Origin of the sequence: Streptomyces sp. NPDC087300, assembly GCF_044744425.1 — a bacterium.
In the GTDB taxonomy this organism is placed as follows: domain Bacteria; phylum Actinomycetota; class Actinomycetes; order Streptomycetales; family Streptomycetaceae; genus Streptomyces.
In genome coordinates this window covers 59,968-76,158 of the sequence record NZ_JBIUYI010000004.1, presented here as the reverse complement: position 1 = coordinate 76,158, position 16,191 = coordinate 59,968, and the positions used below count along the sequence as shown (strand labels likewise).

The following is a 16,191-nucleotide window of genomic DNA, read 5'->3' as shown; positions in this document are numbered from 1 at the left end:
GCAGGCAATCAGTCACGCCCGCGTACGCGACGCACACACGCGTGAGCGCACAGCACGGGCACGGGGGGCACCAGGGTGACGGGGTTCGTCTTTCTGCGCGTACGCGCACACCGTCTGCTACTGGCCGCGGCCCTCCTCGCCGTCCTGCTGACCACGGCGGTGCTCGCCACCCTCACCGCGTTCTCCGGCGCGATCGGCGACGCGGCCCTGCGCCAGAGCCTGCGCACCCGCTCGGCGGCCCAGGCCGCGCTCGTCGTGCGGACCCAAGTCCCGCCGGGCAAGGACGAGTCGGCGCGCGAGGAGGTCCGCGAGGGCGCGCTGCGCACCTTCGACGGGCTCCCGGTGCGGCTGCGCTCGCTGGCCCGCTCGGGCACCTACGCCCTGCCGGAGAAGGACCGCGCGGGGCGGGGCGGCCAGCCCGGCCTGACCCGTTTCGCGGCGCTCGACCGGTCCAGGATCACCCTGGTCAAGGGCAGTTGGCCGGGCGGTGCGGGCCGGGACGAGGGCGCGGGCAAGGGCGGAAGCAAGAGTGAGCGTGTCGTCGAGGTGGCCCTGCCCGAGACCGCCGCGGCGAAGCTGAAGCTCGGCCCCGGCGCGGCCCCCTTCACCCTCACCGACCGCCTCACGGGACCCGACGTCACCGTCCGCGTCACGGGCGTCTACCGTCCCGCGGACCGCGCCGACCCGTACTGGCAGCTCGACGAACTCGGCGGCCGCGGCGTGCGCAAGGGCGTCTTCATGACGTACGGTCCGCTGCTCGTGGCCCCCTCGGTGCTCACCGGGTCACACGTCTCCGCGGAAGGCACCCAGTGGCTGGCCACCGCCGACTTCTCGGCCGTGACCACGGACCGCGTCGACGCGCTGCGCGACGCCGCCACCGAGGGCCCGGCCGCGCTCGCCCGCAACCGCGCCCTGGGCGGCAATCCGGGCGCCGACACCGCGCTGCCCCAGGTCCTCGACCGGGCCGAACGCGCCCTGCTCGTCTCCCGGTCCACCCTGCTGATCGTCGCCCTCCAGCTCATCATGCTCGCCGGGTACGCGCTGCTGCTCGTGGCCAGGCTGCTGAGCACCGAGCGCGGCGGCGAGACCGAACTGCTGCTCGCCCGGGGCGGTTCGCGGGGCCGGATCACCTGGCTCGCCGCCGTCGAGGCGCTGCTCCTCGCGCTGCCCGCCGCCGTCATCGCGCCGCTGCTCGCGGCCCCGCTGACCCGGCTGCTCGCCGGGCAGGGCGCCCTCTCGCGCACCGGGATCCAGCTGGAGGTGTCGGCGGGCACCGGGGTGTGGCTCGCCGGTGTGGTCACCGCGCTCGGCTGCGCCGTCGCGGTCGTCGCGCCCGCGCTCTCGGCCGCGTCGGGCGGGCGCCGTTCCGTACGGGCGCCCGCGCTGCCCGCGCCGCTGCGGGCGGGCGCCGACGTGGGCCTCCTCGTCATCGCCGGTGTCGCCTACTGGCAGCTGGACAGCCGCACTTCGGGCACCGGCGCGCTCAGCGACGACCGCGGCGGGCAGCTCGGCATCGACCCGCTGCTCGTCGCCGCGCCCGCCCTCGCCCTGCTCGCGGGCACCGTCGTGACCCTCAGGCTGCTGCCGCCCGCGGCCGGGCTCGCCGAGCGCCGCGCGGCCCGCGGCCGCGGTCTGCCGGGGGCGCTCGCGGGCTGGCAGCTCAGCAGGCGGCCGCTGCGCGGCGCCGGGCCCGTGCTGCTCCTGGTGCTCGCCGTGGCGATGGGCATGCTGGCGATCGGCCAGGGCGCCTCCTGGGACCGGTCGCAGGAGGACCAGGCGGACTTCCGCGCGGGCGCCCAGATCCGGCTGCTGGGCAGCCGGGTGGCCGACGGCGAACAGGCCGCGGTCTTCGCGGGGTTGCCCGGGGTGCGCGCCGCGGCGCCCGCCGTCCGCGACGCGATGCCCCTGTCCGACAGCCGGCAGGCGACCGTCCTCGCACTCGACGTCACGAAGGCCGCGCCCGGCCTGCTGACCCGCGACGACCTCGGGCACGGGGACGAGATCACCGCGGCGCTCCTCCCCGGCGGACAGCGGCCGAAGGCCGGCGCCAAGCCGCGCGCCGTGGTCACCGACGCGTTCCTCGACGCGAGCGGCTCCCGGGTCGGCGACCGGATCGAGGTGCCCGCGGGGAGCGGGAAGGACGGGAAGGTCGGGGTGCTGATCGCGAAGTCGGTGCCCGAACTGCCCACGGCGGGCCTGCCCGAGGGCGCGGAGGCCTCCGCCCGCTCCGGCGGCGGCCTCCTCCTCGACCTGCCGACCCTCGCGGCCCGCCTCGCCGCCTCCGACGGCACACCGCCCGCCCCGACGGAATGGTGGCTCACCACCGCCCCCGGCCAGGCCGACCGGGCCGCCGACGCGCTGCGCGCCCGGCCCGACATCGACCCCGAACAGGTCCTCGTGCGCGACGAGATCGCCGCCCAGCTGCGCGACGACCCGCTCGGCGCGGGACCGCAGGCCGCGCTGCTCGCGGTGGCCGCGGCCGCCGCGGCGCTCGCCGCCGTCGGCTTCGCGGTGAGCGCGGCGGGATCGCTGCGCGAGCGCTCCGCGGAGTTCGCCGTGCTGCGCGCGCTCGGCACGCCCCGGCGCCAGCTGGCCCGGCTCATCGCGGCCGAACAGGGCTTCCTGCTCGGGCTCGCGCTCCTGGTCGGCCTCGGGCTCGGCGCGGTCCTGACCCGCGCCGTGGTCCCCCTGATCGTCCTCACCGGCGAGGCCGCGCAGCCGGTGCCGCCGGTCCTCGTGGAGCTCCCGGTGGGCCGCGTCGCCCTGCTGCTCGCCGCGACCGCGGCGGTGCCGCTCCTGATCATCACGGCCCTCGCGCTGCGCCGCGGCGACCCGAAGGTGTCGCTGCGCCACGAGGGGGGCCACTGACATGCGACCGCCCGCTTCCCGCCCGCCCGCCGCAGCCCACCGGACCACCCGCTCGCCGATCACCCGAGAAGGGGACTGACGTGCCCGTACCCGCCGTTGCCCCCTGGGTCCGCACCCGGCTGCGCGCCGCTCCCGGCGCCGCGGCCGCGCTCGCCGCGCTGGTGGCCGTGACCGCCTTCCTCGGCGCGCTCTTCCCGCGCGCCGTCGAGACGTACGAGAACGACGCGGTCCGCACCGCCGTCACCGACGCGGGTTCCGCCCGCACCGGCATCGAACTCACCGCTCCCGCACCGGGCCTGGAGGCCGACCGACGCGAACGCGAGGAGGCACTGCGCCCCGGACCGCTGCGCGAGCGCTACGAGAAGACGCTCCGGGCGATGCCCGCGCCGATCCGGGTGGACGAGACCCAGTCGACGTACGGCGCGCGGACCGTCAAGTCGCCGGACGGGCTCGACCGCTGGCTGCCCCGGCTCGACCCGATCCCGCCGCAGTTCACGCTGGCCGCCCAGGCGGGTCTCGACCGGCACGCGCGCGTGCGGGAGGGGCGGCTGCCCCGGGCCGAGGGCGTGACGTCGAAGAGCCGCCGCGTCGAGGCGGCCGTGACCGCGGATACCGCGCGGGTGATGAAGCTGCGGGTCGGCACGTCCCTCCACCTGCCCGCCACCTACGGCACGAACGTCACCGTCAAGATCACCGGCATCGTCGAGCCCCTGCGCCCCGAGGGCGGGTTCTGGGCGTACGAATCCGTCATCGCCGCCCCCATCAACGAGATCGCGCCCGGCCCCGCCCCGCAGTACCGGCGCTGGCACGCCGGACTGCTCCTCGCGCCCGGCGCGGGCGGCTTCCTGCCCGCCGTCGACCAGAGCCCGCAGCGGTACTGGCGCGTCGCGCCCGCCCCCGGCCACCTCACCACCGGCGACATGGGCCCGCTGAAGGCGCGCGTCGCCTCCCTGGAGAGCGGGCCGCTGCTCACCCGTCTTCGCGGCTTCACGGACGGCGGCGCCCAGGTCTCCACCGACCTCGACGAGGTCCTCCACGCGCACGCGGGCCTGCGCGACGCGGTCACTCCGGTGATCGCCGTGGCCGCGTACGGCGTCGGCGGGGTCGCGACGGTCGTCCTCCTGATGACCTGCGCGCTGCACGCCGCGCGGCGGCACGGCGAACTGGCGCTGCTGCGCTCGCGCGGCGGCTCCGTGCGCGGCATCGCGGGCCGGCTGCTCGCCGAGACCTCCGTGGTCGCGGTGCCCGCCGCGGGCCTGGGACTCCTCGCCGCGGTGGCCGTCGTGCCGGACGCGCGCATGGGCCCCTCGCTCTGGGCGGCGGCCGCGGTGGGCGCCCTGGCCTGCGCGGTCCTGCCGGTCCGGGCCGCCTTCGCGCACCGCAGGCCGCGCGCGCACGAGGGCCGCGACGACGTCCTGACGGCCCGCCCCTCGCGGCGGCGGACGGTGGCCGAACTGGTGCTGCTCGTCCTCGCGGTGGGCGCGGTCCTCTCGCTGCGCAGGCGGGGCGCGCAGGACGCGGGCCCGTCCGGTCCTGGCGACACCGCCGCCTCCGGTGCCTCCGTCGGCTCGGCGGACTGGCTGGTCAGCGCCGCCCCAGTGCTCATCGGCTGCATCGCCGCACTCGTTCTCGTACGCCTCTATCCCCTGCCGCTGCGCCTCCTCGCCCGCCCGTTCGCGCGGCGCAGGGGCACGCTCGGCTTCCTGTCGATGGCGAGCGCGGGCCGGGCCTCGTCCGCCCATGTGCTGCCGCTGCTCGGCCTGTTGCTCGCCCTGACGACCGCGGCGTTCGGCGGTTCGGTGCTCGCCGGGGTGCAGGACGCGCGGGACCGCACGGCGCTCCTCGCGGTGGGCGCGGACGCCCGCGTGGAGCGCACCGCCGGGCCGCTGCCCGCCTCCCTCGCCGCCGAACTCCGCGCGGCCGCGGGGGTGCGCGAGGTGGCGGCCGTGCACATCGACTGGACCCTGACGCTGCCCGACGGCTCGTCCGCCCCGCTGGTGGCGGTGGACCCGGAGACGTACGCACGGCTGACCGCGACCACCGGACTCGGCCGCGTCACCAAGATGGACCTCACCGCGGCACGCCCCGCCGACTCCGCGCCGCTGCCCGCCGTGGCCTCGCCCGACGTCGCCCGCCGCCTCGGCACGGCCACCCACTCCTTCAAGACCCCCGCGGGCAGCTTCACCGCGAAGGTCGGCCCGATCCGCGCGACCACCCCGGTGCTCCCGACCCAGCGCAGCTTCCTCCTTATCGACCGGGCGGGCCTGCCCAAGGCCAAGGACACGGCCCTGCTCGCCACGGGTGACGGGATCACCCGGGAGGCCGTGGCGGGGGCGAGCGCGGCGGCCGGGAAGGCGGGCGGCGACACGAAGGCGGGTGGCGTGAAGATCCGGGTGCGGGACGACGAGCGTGCGGCGCTGACCAGTTCGCCCCTCCAGTCCGGCGCCGAGAACGTCTACACGGCCGCCGTCGCGGCGGCCGCCGGATACGCCGCCCTCGCCGTACTGCTCTCCCTGCTCCAGTCCGCGCCCCGCCGCCGCATGCTCCTCGGCCGGCTGCGCACCATGGGCCTGAGCGCCCGCCAGGGCCGCGGCCTGCTCGCCCTGGAAGCCCTGCCGCAGGCGCTGCTCGCCGCGGCGGGCGGGATCCTCGCGGGGTGGGCTGCGATCGGCCTGCTCGCGGAGGGCCTCGATCTGCGCCGTATCGCACTCGCCGCGCACGGCGGCCTCACCGGCCTCGGCGACGTCACCCTGCGGGCCGACCCCTGGTCCCTGCTGCTGCCCGCGGCGGGCATCGTCGCGCTCGTCGCCGCGGTGGCGTTCGCCCAGGCCTGGTGGACCACCCGCCGCACCGCCGCCGTCGACCTGAGGACTGGAGACAACCGATGACCGACACCTCCGCCGCGTCCGGGCCCTCGCTCGCCGACCTCGAAGCACGCGCCACCGCCCATCGCGACCGGCCCGCCTACGGCCATGACGCGCTGATCACCTGCGACCGGCTTGTCCGCGTCTTCGCCACCGACGGCGTCGAGGTGCAGGCACTCCAGGGGCTCGATCTGCTCGTCAGGGACGGCGAGTTGATGGCCCTGGTCGGCGCGTCGGGCAGCGGCAAGTCGACGCTGATGAACATCCTCGCGGGCCTGGACGAGCCGACGGCGGGGGCCGCGCGCGTCGCGGGCCGCGATCTGCTCGGCATGGGCGCCAAGGAACGGCTGCGCTACCGCCGCGAGGTGGTCGGCTTCGTCTGGCAGCAGACCGCCCGCAATCTCCTGCCCTACCTGACGGCCGCTCAGAACGTGGCGCTGCCCATGCAGTTGCGCGGCAGGTCGGCGCTGACCAAGCGGGCCAAGGCCGAACGCGCCGACCGGCTCCTGAAGATGCTGGACGTCGCCGACTGCCGCGACCGGCGCCCGCGGCAGATGTCCGGCGGCCAGCAGCAGCGCGTCGCCATCGCGGTGGCGCTGGCCAACGATCCCTCGGTGCTCCTCGCCGACGAGCCCACGGGCGAGCTCGACTCGCACACCGCGGAGCGGATCTTCGCCGCGTTCCGCACCGCCAACGAGGAGCTCGGCACCACGATCGTCATCGTCACGCACGACCAGGCGGTCGCCTCCGAGGTACGCCGCACGGTCGCCATCCGCGACGGCCGCACCTCCACGGAGGTCCTGCGCCGCACGGAGGTCGACGCGTCGACGGGCCAGGAGTCCCTGATCTCCCGCGAGTACGCGATGCTGGACCGCGCGGGCCGCCTCCAACTGCCCGCCGAGTACACGGAGGCCCTGGACATGCGCGACCGGGTCGCGCTGGAGCTGGAGAAGGACCACATCGGCGTGTGGCCGGACGACCGGGACTGAGCCTTGCGGCGGGCGCGGGCGCGGGCGTCGCGCGCGCTGCGCGGGCGTGACCGCGCGCCTTACGCGGGTGTGGCCGAGAGCCTTACGCGGGTGTGACCGAGAGCCCGCCGACGCCGGACCGCCGTACGGCGATGGACCCGAAGTCCGTACGCAGCCGCAGCCACGCCCCGGACGAGAGCAGGTCGAGCGTGCGCCCGCGCAGGAACCCGAGGGCCTGCGCGGCATGCGCGACCCGCACCGGGAGCCCCGTCTCGGCGATGGTCCGCGACCAGATCTCGCGGCCCACCCGGTCGAGTTCGGCCCGCACCCGCCGCTCCTGCGGCAACTCCTCGACGCGGGCCTTGAATTCGGCGACCGCGGCCGCCACCAGACCCCGCACCGCCTCCGGAGCCGGAAGCCCCGGTTCCTGCCGCCAGCCGCCGCGCGGCGGAAGCACCCCGGCCCACGGCGGGCCGGTCACGGCGCCCGGCACGTCGGCGACGCCCGCCGTCCGCACCGACTCCGCCGACTCGGCCACGGACTCCAGGAGTTCACCCGCGGAGACGGTCACGTCGAGGGTGGTGTCGAGCCCGTCCTCGTACGGCTTGGCGAGCCGTGCCGTACGGATGGCGAGCACCTCGAACGACGGCGGCCGCCCGAACACGGCGAGCGTGTCCCCGGCGGCCTGCAGCCGCACCGCGGCCGCCTTGTCGTAATGGATCAGCCGGGCCAGGAAGGCGGCCAGGTCGGCCGCCTCCCCGGCGTCGGCGAAGTGCAGCCGCGCGGTCATGCGGCAAGCGCCCCCGAGCCACCGTCGGCGCTGTCGTCCACGTACACCTGGAGGAAGGACTTCTCCTCCTTGGTGATCCGGCGCGGCCGCTGGGCCTCCAGATCGAACGGCACGACCACCGTCGAGGCCCGGACGTAGACCTGCTCGTCGTCCTTGATCTCGTACGCGATCGTGAGCGACGCGGCGCCTATCTTCGTCACCCACGACTCGACGGTGACCGGCTCGTGCCGGTGCACCAACGGCCGCACGTAGTCGATCTCGTGGCGGGCCACCACGGACCCGCCGGAGAACGACGGCGAACCGTCCCCGGGCGCGAGCCGGAACATGAAGTCGATCCGCGCCTCTTCCAGGTACCGCAGGAAGACGACGTTGTTGACGTGCCCGAAGGCGTCCATGTCCGACCAGCGCAGCGGGCACTGGTAGATGTGCCGAGTCACAGGTACCTCAGCCCCGCGTGAGCTTCTTGTAGGTGGCGCGGTGCGGACGGGCCGCGTCGGCACCGAGGCGCTCGATCTTGTTCTTCTCGTACGACTCGAAGTTGCCCTCGAACCAGTACCACTTGGACTCGCCCTCGTAGGCGAGGATGTGCGTGGCGACCCGGTCCAGGAACCACCGGTCGTGGGAGATCACGACGGCGGCACCGGGGAACTCCAGGAGCGCGTTCTCCAGCGAGGAGAGGGTCTCGACGTCCAGGTCGTTCGTCGGCTCGTCGAGGAGCAGCAGGTTGCCGCCCTCCTTGAGCGTCAGGGCCAGGTTGAGGCGGTTGCGCTCACCACCGGAGAGGACGCCCGCGGGCTTCTGCTGGTCCGGGCCCTTGAAGCCGAAGGCGCTTACGTACGCGCGCGAGGGCATCTCGACCTGGCCGACGTTGATGTAGTCGAGCTCGTCGCTGACCACGGCCCAGAGGGTCTTCTTGGGGTCGATGTTGGCGCGGCTCTGGTCGACGTAGGAGACCTTGACCGTGTCGCCGACCTTGATCTTGCCGGAGTCCGGCGTCTCCAGGCCCTGGAGCATCTTGAACAGCGTGGTCTTGCCCGCGCCGTTCGGACCGATGATGCCGACGATGCCGTTGCGCGGCAGCGTGAAGCTGAGGTCGTCGATCAGGACCTTGTCGCCGAAGGCCTTCGAAAGGTTCTCGACCTCGACGACGATCGAGCCCAGCCGCGGGCCCGGCGGAATCTGGATCTCCTCGAAGTCCAGCTTCCGCATCTTGTCCGCCTCGGCGGCCATCTCCTCGTAACGGGCGAGGCGCGCCTTGGACTTGGCCTGACGCCCCTTGGCGTTGGACCGCACCCACTCGAGCTCTTCCTTCAGACGCTTCGCACGCTTGGCGTCCTTCTGGCCCTCGACCTTGAGGCGGGACTGCTTCTTCTCCAGGTACGTGGAGTAGTTGCCCTCGTAGGCGATGGCGCGGCCGCGGTCGAGCTCGAGGATCCACTCGGCGACGTTGTCGAGGAAGTAACGGTCGTGGGTGACGGCGATGACGCAGCCCGCGTACTTCGCGAGGTGCTGCTCCAGCCAGTTCACCGACTCGGCGTCGAGGTGGTTGGTGGGCTCGTCGAGGAGCAGCAGGTCGGGCGCCTCGATGAGGAGCTTGCAGAGCGCGACGCGGCGCTTCTCGCCACCGGAGAGGTTCACGACGGGCCAGTCGCCGGGCGGGCAGCCCAGCGCGTCCATCGCCTGCTCCAGCTGGGCGTCCAGGTCCCACGCGTTGGCGTGGTCCAGGTCCTCCTGGAGCTTGCCCATCTCCTCCATGAGCGCGTCCGAGTAGTCCGTCGCCATGAGCTCGGCGACCTCGTTGAAGCGCTTGAGCTTGCCCATGATCTCGGCGGCGCCGTCCTGCACGTTCTCCAGGACGGTCTTGGACTCGTCGAGCTTCGGCTCCTGCATGAGGATGCCGACGCTGAACCCGGGCGTCAGGAACGCGTCACCGTTGGACGGCTGCTCCAGACCGGCCATGATCTTCAGCACCGTGGACTTACCGGCGCCGTTGGGACCCACGACACCGATCTTCGCGCCGGGCAGGAAGCTCAGGGTGACATCATCAAGAATCACCTTGTCGCCGTGCGCCTTGCGCGTCTTGCGCATGGTGTAGATGTACTCAGCCAAGAGAAACCGTCCGGCAATCAGTGAGTGGGCAGATACACCCCATCTTGCCTGACGGCCAGCCCTCGGAGGAAACCAGTAAGGCCGGGGGCCCGTGACCTGGACGTTCCACGCCCACTTGGGTAGCCGACCGGCGACTGGCTGTCACCAACTGGCTCGCAGGGACGCCGTGGCGGCGGCCCTCAGGCCGCCCCCACCTCACTCACCTCACTCCTCGGTCGACGCCTGCGCCGGGTCCTTCTTCTTGCGGAGGAGGAAGACCGCCAGCCCGCCGACGACGAGGAAGCCCACCGCGACGCCCGCGATCAGGGGCGTGTTGCTGGAGCTGCCCGTCTCGGCCAGGTCGCCGCCGCCCGAGGTGCCGCCCGCCGACGCGGGGCTCGGCTCGTTGGCGGGCTGGGCCTTGGTGTCGAGCGAGATGCCTTCCGTGCGGCAGTCGAGCACGCCCTTGAAGCGCTTCTCGTAGCCGTTGGGGCCCTTGATCGTGAAGTCGTAGGGCTGGTCTTCCTGGAGCGGAATCGTCACGGTCCCCGACGCACCCGCCTCGATCGTGTGCTTGAAGCCCATGAGCTCGAAGGTGAACGGCTCGTCCCCCTTGTTGCCCGCCGTGATGTCCACGCCGCCCTTGGCGCAGTTCTTCTCCGCCGAGAGCGCCGGTATCGCACCCTTCTCGGCCCAGTTGGCGGTCGCCGTCGCCGAGACCGTCGATTCGCTGGAGCCCGCGAGGATCTGGGTCTGGCTCCTGGTCTCCGAGGTGAAGGCCCGCCCGACCGGGACGGTGGTCGAGGCCTGCACGGAGAGCGCCGCCGAGCCGTCCGGCGCGTCCTTCGGTACGTCGAAGTAGATGCGGCTGCCGTTGGCCGCGGACTTGACGGGCTTGCCGTCCTTGCCGACGACCTTCACCCCGCTCGCCGCGGCGTCGATGCCCGGGGTCACCGTGACCGCGCCCGCTTCCGCGTCCGTCCGCACGGTGACCGGGCCGATGCGCTCCCCCGCCCGCCCGGAGACGGCCGACGGTTCCAGCGTCAGCGACGCCTTGGGCTCCGCGCTGTCGCGCGCGCTCTTGTGCAGATAGTCGGCGAGCTTCTCGGCCTGCGGGTCGACCGCGTCGACCTTCGCGCCGTCCGAGTACCGCCAGATCGCCACCTGGGTGCCGGCCGCCGCGGTCTCCTCGGTCAGGGAGCTCGCTCCGGCCTTGCGCGCGAGCTCGGCGAGATCGTTCACCTGCGGATAGGAGTGCTGGAGGATCCAGCGGATCTTGCCCGCGTGGCGATTGCCGTTCAGCGAGGTGCCGCTCCAGGGGGTCTCCTGGTACTTGGCGTCCTTCTGCGTGGGGTTGTTGATGTCGATGCAGTACGTCTGCAGCGTGCCGCCGTTCTCCACGGACATCTCGAAGAGTCCCGCGGGCACCCGCTCCGCGCCGCCGCCGTCTCTGACGACCGCCTGCCCGTACGTCTGCAACCCGTTCAGCGTCGCGACCGCTCCGCCCCGGTGCTGCGGCGCCTCTTCCGCCGCGGCCGCACCCGCGCCGGCTATCGCGCCCGCCGCGAGGAACCCGGAGACCGCGGCGACGGCGGCGAGGCGGGCCCCGATGCCACGGCCGCCCATGGACGACGCACTACGCGCAGTAAACGCTGAAAACACTGAATTCCCCTCCGGGCGGGACCCGTTCGCATGAGGGGGGTGGTCCCGCCAGCAGATTGAAAAGGGCAGGATCATCCGCCACTTGTTTGGCCGTGCCTGCCAACTGCCCCGTGAGTTACCCCCGGCATCCTAAGGAAGCGGCACACCACGGCCCCCAGTCATACCGTCGGATAACCGATCCGACTCGGAATCGTTATCCCCAACACCCTCTCCGAGCTGGGCTTATCGACAAATCAACGGCATTCATTCGCCGATAAGCCACACATCGGTCGCCGGGGCGCGGGCCCGACCTGACGGCTCATCACCCCACCGAGGCCGGCTCTCCGTCCCGCCCCGCGCCGCGTTTCGCTTCCCGCTCGTCCGCCGGTTCCGTCAGTGTCGGGTTCGCCTTGAGCACGCGGCGGAATGCCGCGGTGCCCCGCGACAGATCGTGTCCGACGACGACCGCCTCGATGTCCGCCGACGTCCAGTGCTGCCCGCCCCGCTCCTCGTCGCGGACCTTCAACCGCCCCTGCACGATGACCGGTTCACCCACCGAGACCGATCCCTGGACATTGGTGCCGAGCGCCCGCCAGGCCCACACCGTGAAGAAGTTGGTGTGCCCGTCGGACCACGCGTTCTGCACGCGGTCGTACTTCCGCGTGGGCACCGCGAGCCGGAACCGCGCCACCGGTCCCGTCGGCAACTCCCGGTACACCGGCGTCGTCGCGACGTTCCCCACCACCGTCACCATCGTCTCGTTCATGCCGAACCCCTCCCGTGCGTCCGCTTCCGCCGCCGCGCCCTCCGCGACCGCGATCTCAGATTGCACCGGTTCGGCCGAGCCCGCTGAGCCCTGTGTACGACCGCCCAGTTGTGGATATCTCCGTCACCCGATGGAGGAGCCACCGGCCAGCGCGGCGCCTCCCGGGGCCCCGGCCACCCGCACGTACTGCTCCCTGACCTCGCGGTACCGCAGCAGTTCCGCCGCCACCGGATCGAGGACCCGGGCCCGCCCGCACCCGGCGGCCGCCTCGCGCAGCCGCCGTTCCGCGTCGAGGCCGTAGCGGCGTGCGGGCCCCCGCGCCGCCATCCGGCTCGCCCACTCCACGCACGGACCGCCCACGATGCCCGCCAGCATCAGCAGCACCGGCACCCCCAGGTTCGGCTGGGCGATGCCGATGATCTGCCCGATCAGCCAGAGCCCGCCGACGACCTGGAGCATCGTCATCGCCGCCTGCGCGAGGACCGCGACCGGCCACCAGCCGGGCCGCGGCGGCCGCCCCGCGGGCACGCCCGCGGTCACCGCGAGCTCGTCGAGCGCCTCGGGCAGCCCCTCGGCGCCGCGTACCGCCGCCTCCCGTACCGCCAGCCCCCAGGGAGCGGGCAGTCCGCTCGCCGCCTCGTCGGCCACCGTGCGCACGGCGTGCTCGACGCGCTGGCGGGCCGTCGCCTCCTCGTCCGTGGGCGGCTGCGCGACCGGTCCCGTACCGAGCTGCGGCGCGCGCCGCAGCTCGTACCACCGCCACAGCCTGAGCCAGGGGTCGCCGCACGCCTTGCCCGCGTTCCTGCGCCAGGACCGCTCCGCCGCGTCCCCCGCGGCGGCCGCCCCCACGGCGTCCGCGAGCCGGTCGGCGAACTCCTCGCGCGCCTCCTCGCTGAGCCCGATCCGCCCGCGCCCCCGCCCCGGAGCCGACGTCGCCCCGTCGACGTACACGGGGCGCAGCCGGGCCGCGGCCGCGTCCAGGTCGGCCGAGATGCGGCGGGCCGCTGCGCTGCGCTCCTGGGTGAACTGGCCCAGGGCCTCGCGGAGTTCGCCGAGTCCGTCGCCGGTCAGCGCGGAGAGCGCGAGCACGGTGGCACCCGGCTCGCCGTGTTCGCCGAGCGCGATGCCGTCCTCGTCGAGGAGCCGCCGCAGGTCGTCGAGCACCTGGTCGGCGGCGTCCCCGGGGAGCCGGTCGATCTGGTTGAGCACCACGAAGGTGACCTCCGCGTGGCCCGCCATGGGCCGCAGATAGCGCTCGTGGAGCATCGCGTCGGCGTACTTCTCCGGGTCGACGACCCAGATGACCGCGTCGACGAGGGCCAGGATCCGGTCGACCTGCTCGCGGTGCTCGCCGACCGCCGAGTCGTGGTCGGGCAGATCGACCAGGACGAGCCCCTGGAGGCCGTCGGCCGCGGATCCCTGGAGCGGGCGGCGGCGCAGCCGTCCGGGGATGCCGAGCCGGTCGAGGAGGCCCGCCGCGCCGTCCGTCCAGCTGCACCCGATGGGCGCCGCGGTGGTCGGCCTGCGCACGCCCGTCTCGGAGATCATCACCCCGGCGAGCGCGTTGAAGAGCGTCGATTTCCCGCTGCCCGTGGCGCCCGCGATGGCGACGACGGTGTGCCGTTCGGAGAGCCTGCGCCGGGCGGCGGCCTCGTCGAGGACGCGGCCCGCCTCGGCGAGCGTGTCGCCGTCGAGCCGGGCGCGGGAGAGCCCGACGAGCTCGCGCAGCGCGTCGAGCCGGGTGCGCAGCGGCCCTTCGTAGGAGGTGGGTGGCGCGGACGGCAGGTACGCGTGCGTGCCGGTGGCGGTGTCCCGCGCCCCGCCCGCCACGCGCCGCGCGATGAGTCCGTCGTCCCAGGCGCCTTCGGAGCCGCCGTCCGGACGGCCGGGCCGCTCGGGGCGCTCGTCCTGCTCGGTGTGGTCGGCGTGATCAGTGACGGCGGTCATGCGGTCACCTCTCCTTCTGCAGTACGGACAGGGCGGCGATCAGCTCGGCCTGGGGTTCGGGGTGGACTTCGAGGGCGTCCAGGGGGGCGAGCCTGCGCTCCCGCTCGGCGGCGAGGACCTTCTCCAGGTAGTCGGTCAGCAGGCGCCCGCCCCGGTCACGCAGCCGGACCGCGCCCTGGGCGCCGATCCGCTCGGCGAGGATCTCGCCCGCCGAACGGGCCCTGCGCCCGCCGAGCAACGCGGTGGCAAGGAGCGCGGCGACGACTTCGGGGTCCGGCAGCGGGCTCTTGTCGATCCTCTCGATGCCGCGCACCTCGTCCTCCGCGTACTCCTCCAGGACCCGTCGCCACCTGCGGACGGCCATCCCGATGCGGTGCTCGGCGCTCTCGACGTGCGGGTCGCGGTCGGCGAGCCCCTGGGCGCCCGCCGCGGGTTCGCGGCGCCACGCCTCGTCGATCCGCTCGTCGGCGGCCGTGACGGCGCACAGCAGCAGCGCCTCCAGGCTCTCGGCGATGGCGTCGAGCAGTTCCCCCGCGCCGCAGTCGAGCGGGAAGCTGCGCCAGCGCTTCAGGGCGCCTCCGGCGAGCACGCCGCCCGCCTGGAGACGGCCCCGTACGCGCGCGTGCTCGTTCTCGTACGCCTCGTCGACGGCGGCGGTGAGCCGCAGCGCGGCCGCGTACTGCGCGGCGACGGCGCTCGCGAGCTCCGGCATCCGGGCGTTGAGCGAGCCGATGACGCCGTGCGCGGTGCGGGCGACGGCCTGGGAGCGGGCTGCGGGCTCCTGGGCGCGGTGGGTGAGCCAGGCGCGCAGCGGCGCGACGGCGGTGGCGGGGAGCAGCCCGCCGCCGCCCGCGGACTCGGGCAGCTCGGGCACGGTGAAGCGCGGGACGTCGCCGAGGCCCGCCTTGCTGAGCAGCGCCCCGTACTGCCGCGACACCTCGGTGACCACCTGGTGGGGGACCCGGTCGAGGACCGTGACGAGGGTGGCGTCGTGCTCCTTGGCGCTACGCAGCAGGTGCCAGGGCACGGCGTCGGCGTACCGGGACGCGGTGGTGACCATCACCCATACGTCGGCGGCGGAGATCAGCTCGGCGGCCAGGACCCGGTTGTCCGCGACGAGCGAGTCGACGTCCGGGGCGTCGAGGAGAGCGAGCCCCTGGGGCAGGCTCTCCGCGGTCTCGATCCGCAGCGCACGCTCACCGTCGGCCCCGCCCACGCCGTCGATCCCCAACAGATCATCGTCGCCCTCCTCCTCGCCCTCCCCCTCCGAAAGCTGCTCCTGGGGCATCCACACGCGCGTGAGGTCCGGCAGGACGCGCATCCCCGCGAACCAGTGGTGATCATCCGGATGGCAGACGAGCACCGGCGTACGCGTCGTGGGGCGCAGCACCCCCGCCTCGCTGACCTGTCGCCCCACCAGGGAGTTCACGAGAGTGGACTTGCCCGCTCCGGTGGACCCGCCCACGACGGCGAGAAGGGGCGCTTCGGGCGCCCTCAGCCGGGGCACGAGATAGTCGTCGAGCTGCGCGAGAAGCTCGTCCCGGTTGGCACGCGCGCGTGGCGCCCCCGGCAGGGGGAGCGGAAAGCGTGCGGCGGCGACACGCTCGCGCAGGGCGGAGAGTGCGTCAAGCAATTGAGGCCGTACGTCCAAGGTCACCACATGCGAAGAATGCCCAATTTTGGCGGCTTTCTGAAGCATATGGACGCCTCTGCGCGCCGATCGGACACAGGGGATGGAAGGGGCGACTGGGGCGCAGGCATAACGAGTGCACAACACCCGGGGCGTGAGACGCCAAAAGCGATGCGAGATTCGCACCTGCCTGCGATTATCAGGACCGCTTCACCGAACCTCCACATCACGGCGCGGAGGCGAAGCACCAGGGACAGGGCCCCGGGAGCCCTATCCTTGTCCCCGGCAAGGTCACGGATCTCCCCCACATCCGGACTCCATGCCACCCGGCCACACCCGGCCCCCGTAGCTCAGTGGATAGAGCAGGCGCCTTCTAAGCGCTTGGCCGCAGGTTCGAGTCCTGCCGGGGGCGCACATTTATGCAGGTCAGAGGCGCTTTCCAGCCCTTCACGGGATCACTCGTGGAGGGTTTTTCCATTGCTTCGGATGGAGTTTTGCCCTGATTTACACCCCAGCATTGAGGACCTCGTCCCACATACGTCCCCCGGTTTGGGGGTCATCCCACGGATCGCCGCCATCCGCGGACGAGTAACTCCTGGTCAGAGCCATTCTCATGGTTCATCGGGTCG

Annotated in this window: 10 protein-coding genes and 1 tRNA gene; 4 read left to right on the top strand and 7 right to left on the bottom strand. The window is 73.7% G+C overall.

Features of this window, described 5'->3' with window-relative positions; all coding sequences use genetic code 11:
- Positions 1-75 precede the first annotated feature (75 nt).
- The 3 genes from ACIO9J_RS16205 to ACIO9J_RS16195 all read left to right on the top strand — a co-directional run bounded on the left by ACIO9J_RS16205 (position 76) and on the right by ACIO9J_RS16195 (position 6,721).
- Positions 76-2,868, top strand: a complete 2,793-nt coding sequence (locus ACIO9J_RS16205) for an FtsX-like permease family protein (RefSeq protein ID WP_401998876.1) — start codon at positions 76-78, stop codon at positions 2,866-2,868.
- A gap of 80 nt (positions 2,869-2,948) precedes the next feature.
- Entirely contained in the window at positions 2,949-5,756 is a 2,808-nt protein-coding gene (locus ACIO9J_RS16200; RefSeq protein ID WP_401998873.1) for an FtsX-like permease family protein, read from the top strand.
- Positions 5,753-6,721 (top strand): ABC transporter ATP-binding protein, encoded by a 969-nt coding sequence (locus tag ACIO9J_RS16195; RefSeq protein WP_401998870.1) that lies wholly within the window; start codon positions 5,753-5,755, stop codon positions 6,719-6,721. Before ACIO9J_RS16200 ends, ACIO9J_RS16195 begins: the two co-directional genes overlap by 4 nt.
- 82 nt (positions 6,722-6,803) lie before the next feature.
- Here the strand turns inward: ACIO9J_RS16195 and ACIO9J_RS16190 are convergent, their stop codons facing one another.
- From ACIO9J_RS16190 to ACIO9J_RS16160, 7 genes are all read right to left on the bottom strand, one after another.
- Entirely contained in the window at positions 6,804-7,490 is a 687-nt protein-coding gene (locus ACIO9J_RS16190; protein WP_401998867.1) for a hypothetical protein, read from the bottom strand.
- The gene (locus ACIO9J_RS16185) at positions 7,487-7,927 is read right to left on the bottom strand and encodes an acyl-CoA thioesterase (protein WP_401998864.1); all 441 of its coding nucleotides are present in this window, start codon (positions 7,925-7,927) and stop codon (positions 7,487-7,489) included. The genes ACIO9J_RS16190 and ACIO9J_RS16185 overlap by 4 nt, the downstream gene beginning before the upstream one ends.
- A 7-nt stretch (positions 7,928-7,934) precedes the next feature.
- Positions 7,935-9,599: an energy-dependent translational throttle protein EttA gene (gene ettA / locus ACIO9J_RS16180; RefSeq protein WP_401998861.1), complete on the bottom strand. Its 1,665-nt coding sequence runs from the start codon at positions 9,597-9,599 to the stop codon at positions 7,935-7,937.
- A 204-nt stretch (positions 9,600-9,803) separates the two neighbouring features.
- The gene (locus ACIO9J_RS16175) at positions 9,804-11,204 is read right to left on the bottom strand and encodes a Cys-Gln thioester bond-forming surface protein (RefSeq protein ID WP_401998859.1); all 1,401 of its coding nucleotides are present in this window, start codon (positions 11,202-11,204) and stop codon (positions 9,804-9,806) included.
- A 337-nt stretch (positions 11,205-11,541) separates the two neighbouring features.
- Complete coding sequence (locus ACIO9J_RS16170) at positions 11,542-11,985, bottom strand: single-stranded DNA-binding protein (RefSeq protein ID WP_402001032.1); 444 nt, start codon at positions 11,983-11,985, stop codon at positions 11,542-11,544.
- 123 nt (positions 11,986-12,108) lie between these two features.
- On the bottom strand, positions 12,109-13,932 hold the full coding sequence (locus ACIO9J_RS16165; protein WP_401998856.1) for a GTPase: 1,824 nt from the start codon (positions 13,930-13,932) through the stop codon (positions 12,109-12,111).
- 4 nt (positions 13,933-13,936) lie between these two features.
- Complete coding sequence (locus ACIO9J_RS16160; RefSeq protein ID WP_401998853.1) at positions 13,937-15,631, bottom strand: dynamin family protein; 1,695 nt, start codon at positions 15,629-15,631, stop codon at positions 13,937-13,939.
- 270 nt (positions 15,632-15,901) lie between these two features.
- Between ACIO9J_RS16160 and ACIO9J_RS16155 the strand changes: the two genes are divergently transcribed.
- A tRNA-Arg gene (locus ACIO9J_RS16155) sits at positions 15,902-15,974 on the top strand.
- Positions 15,975-16,191: the final 217 nt, after the last annotated feature.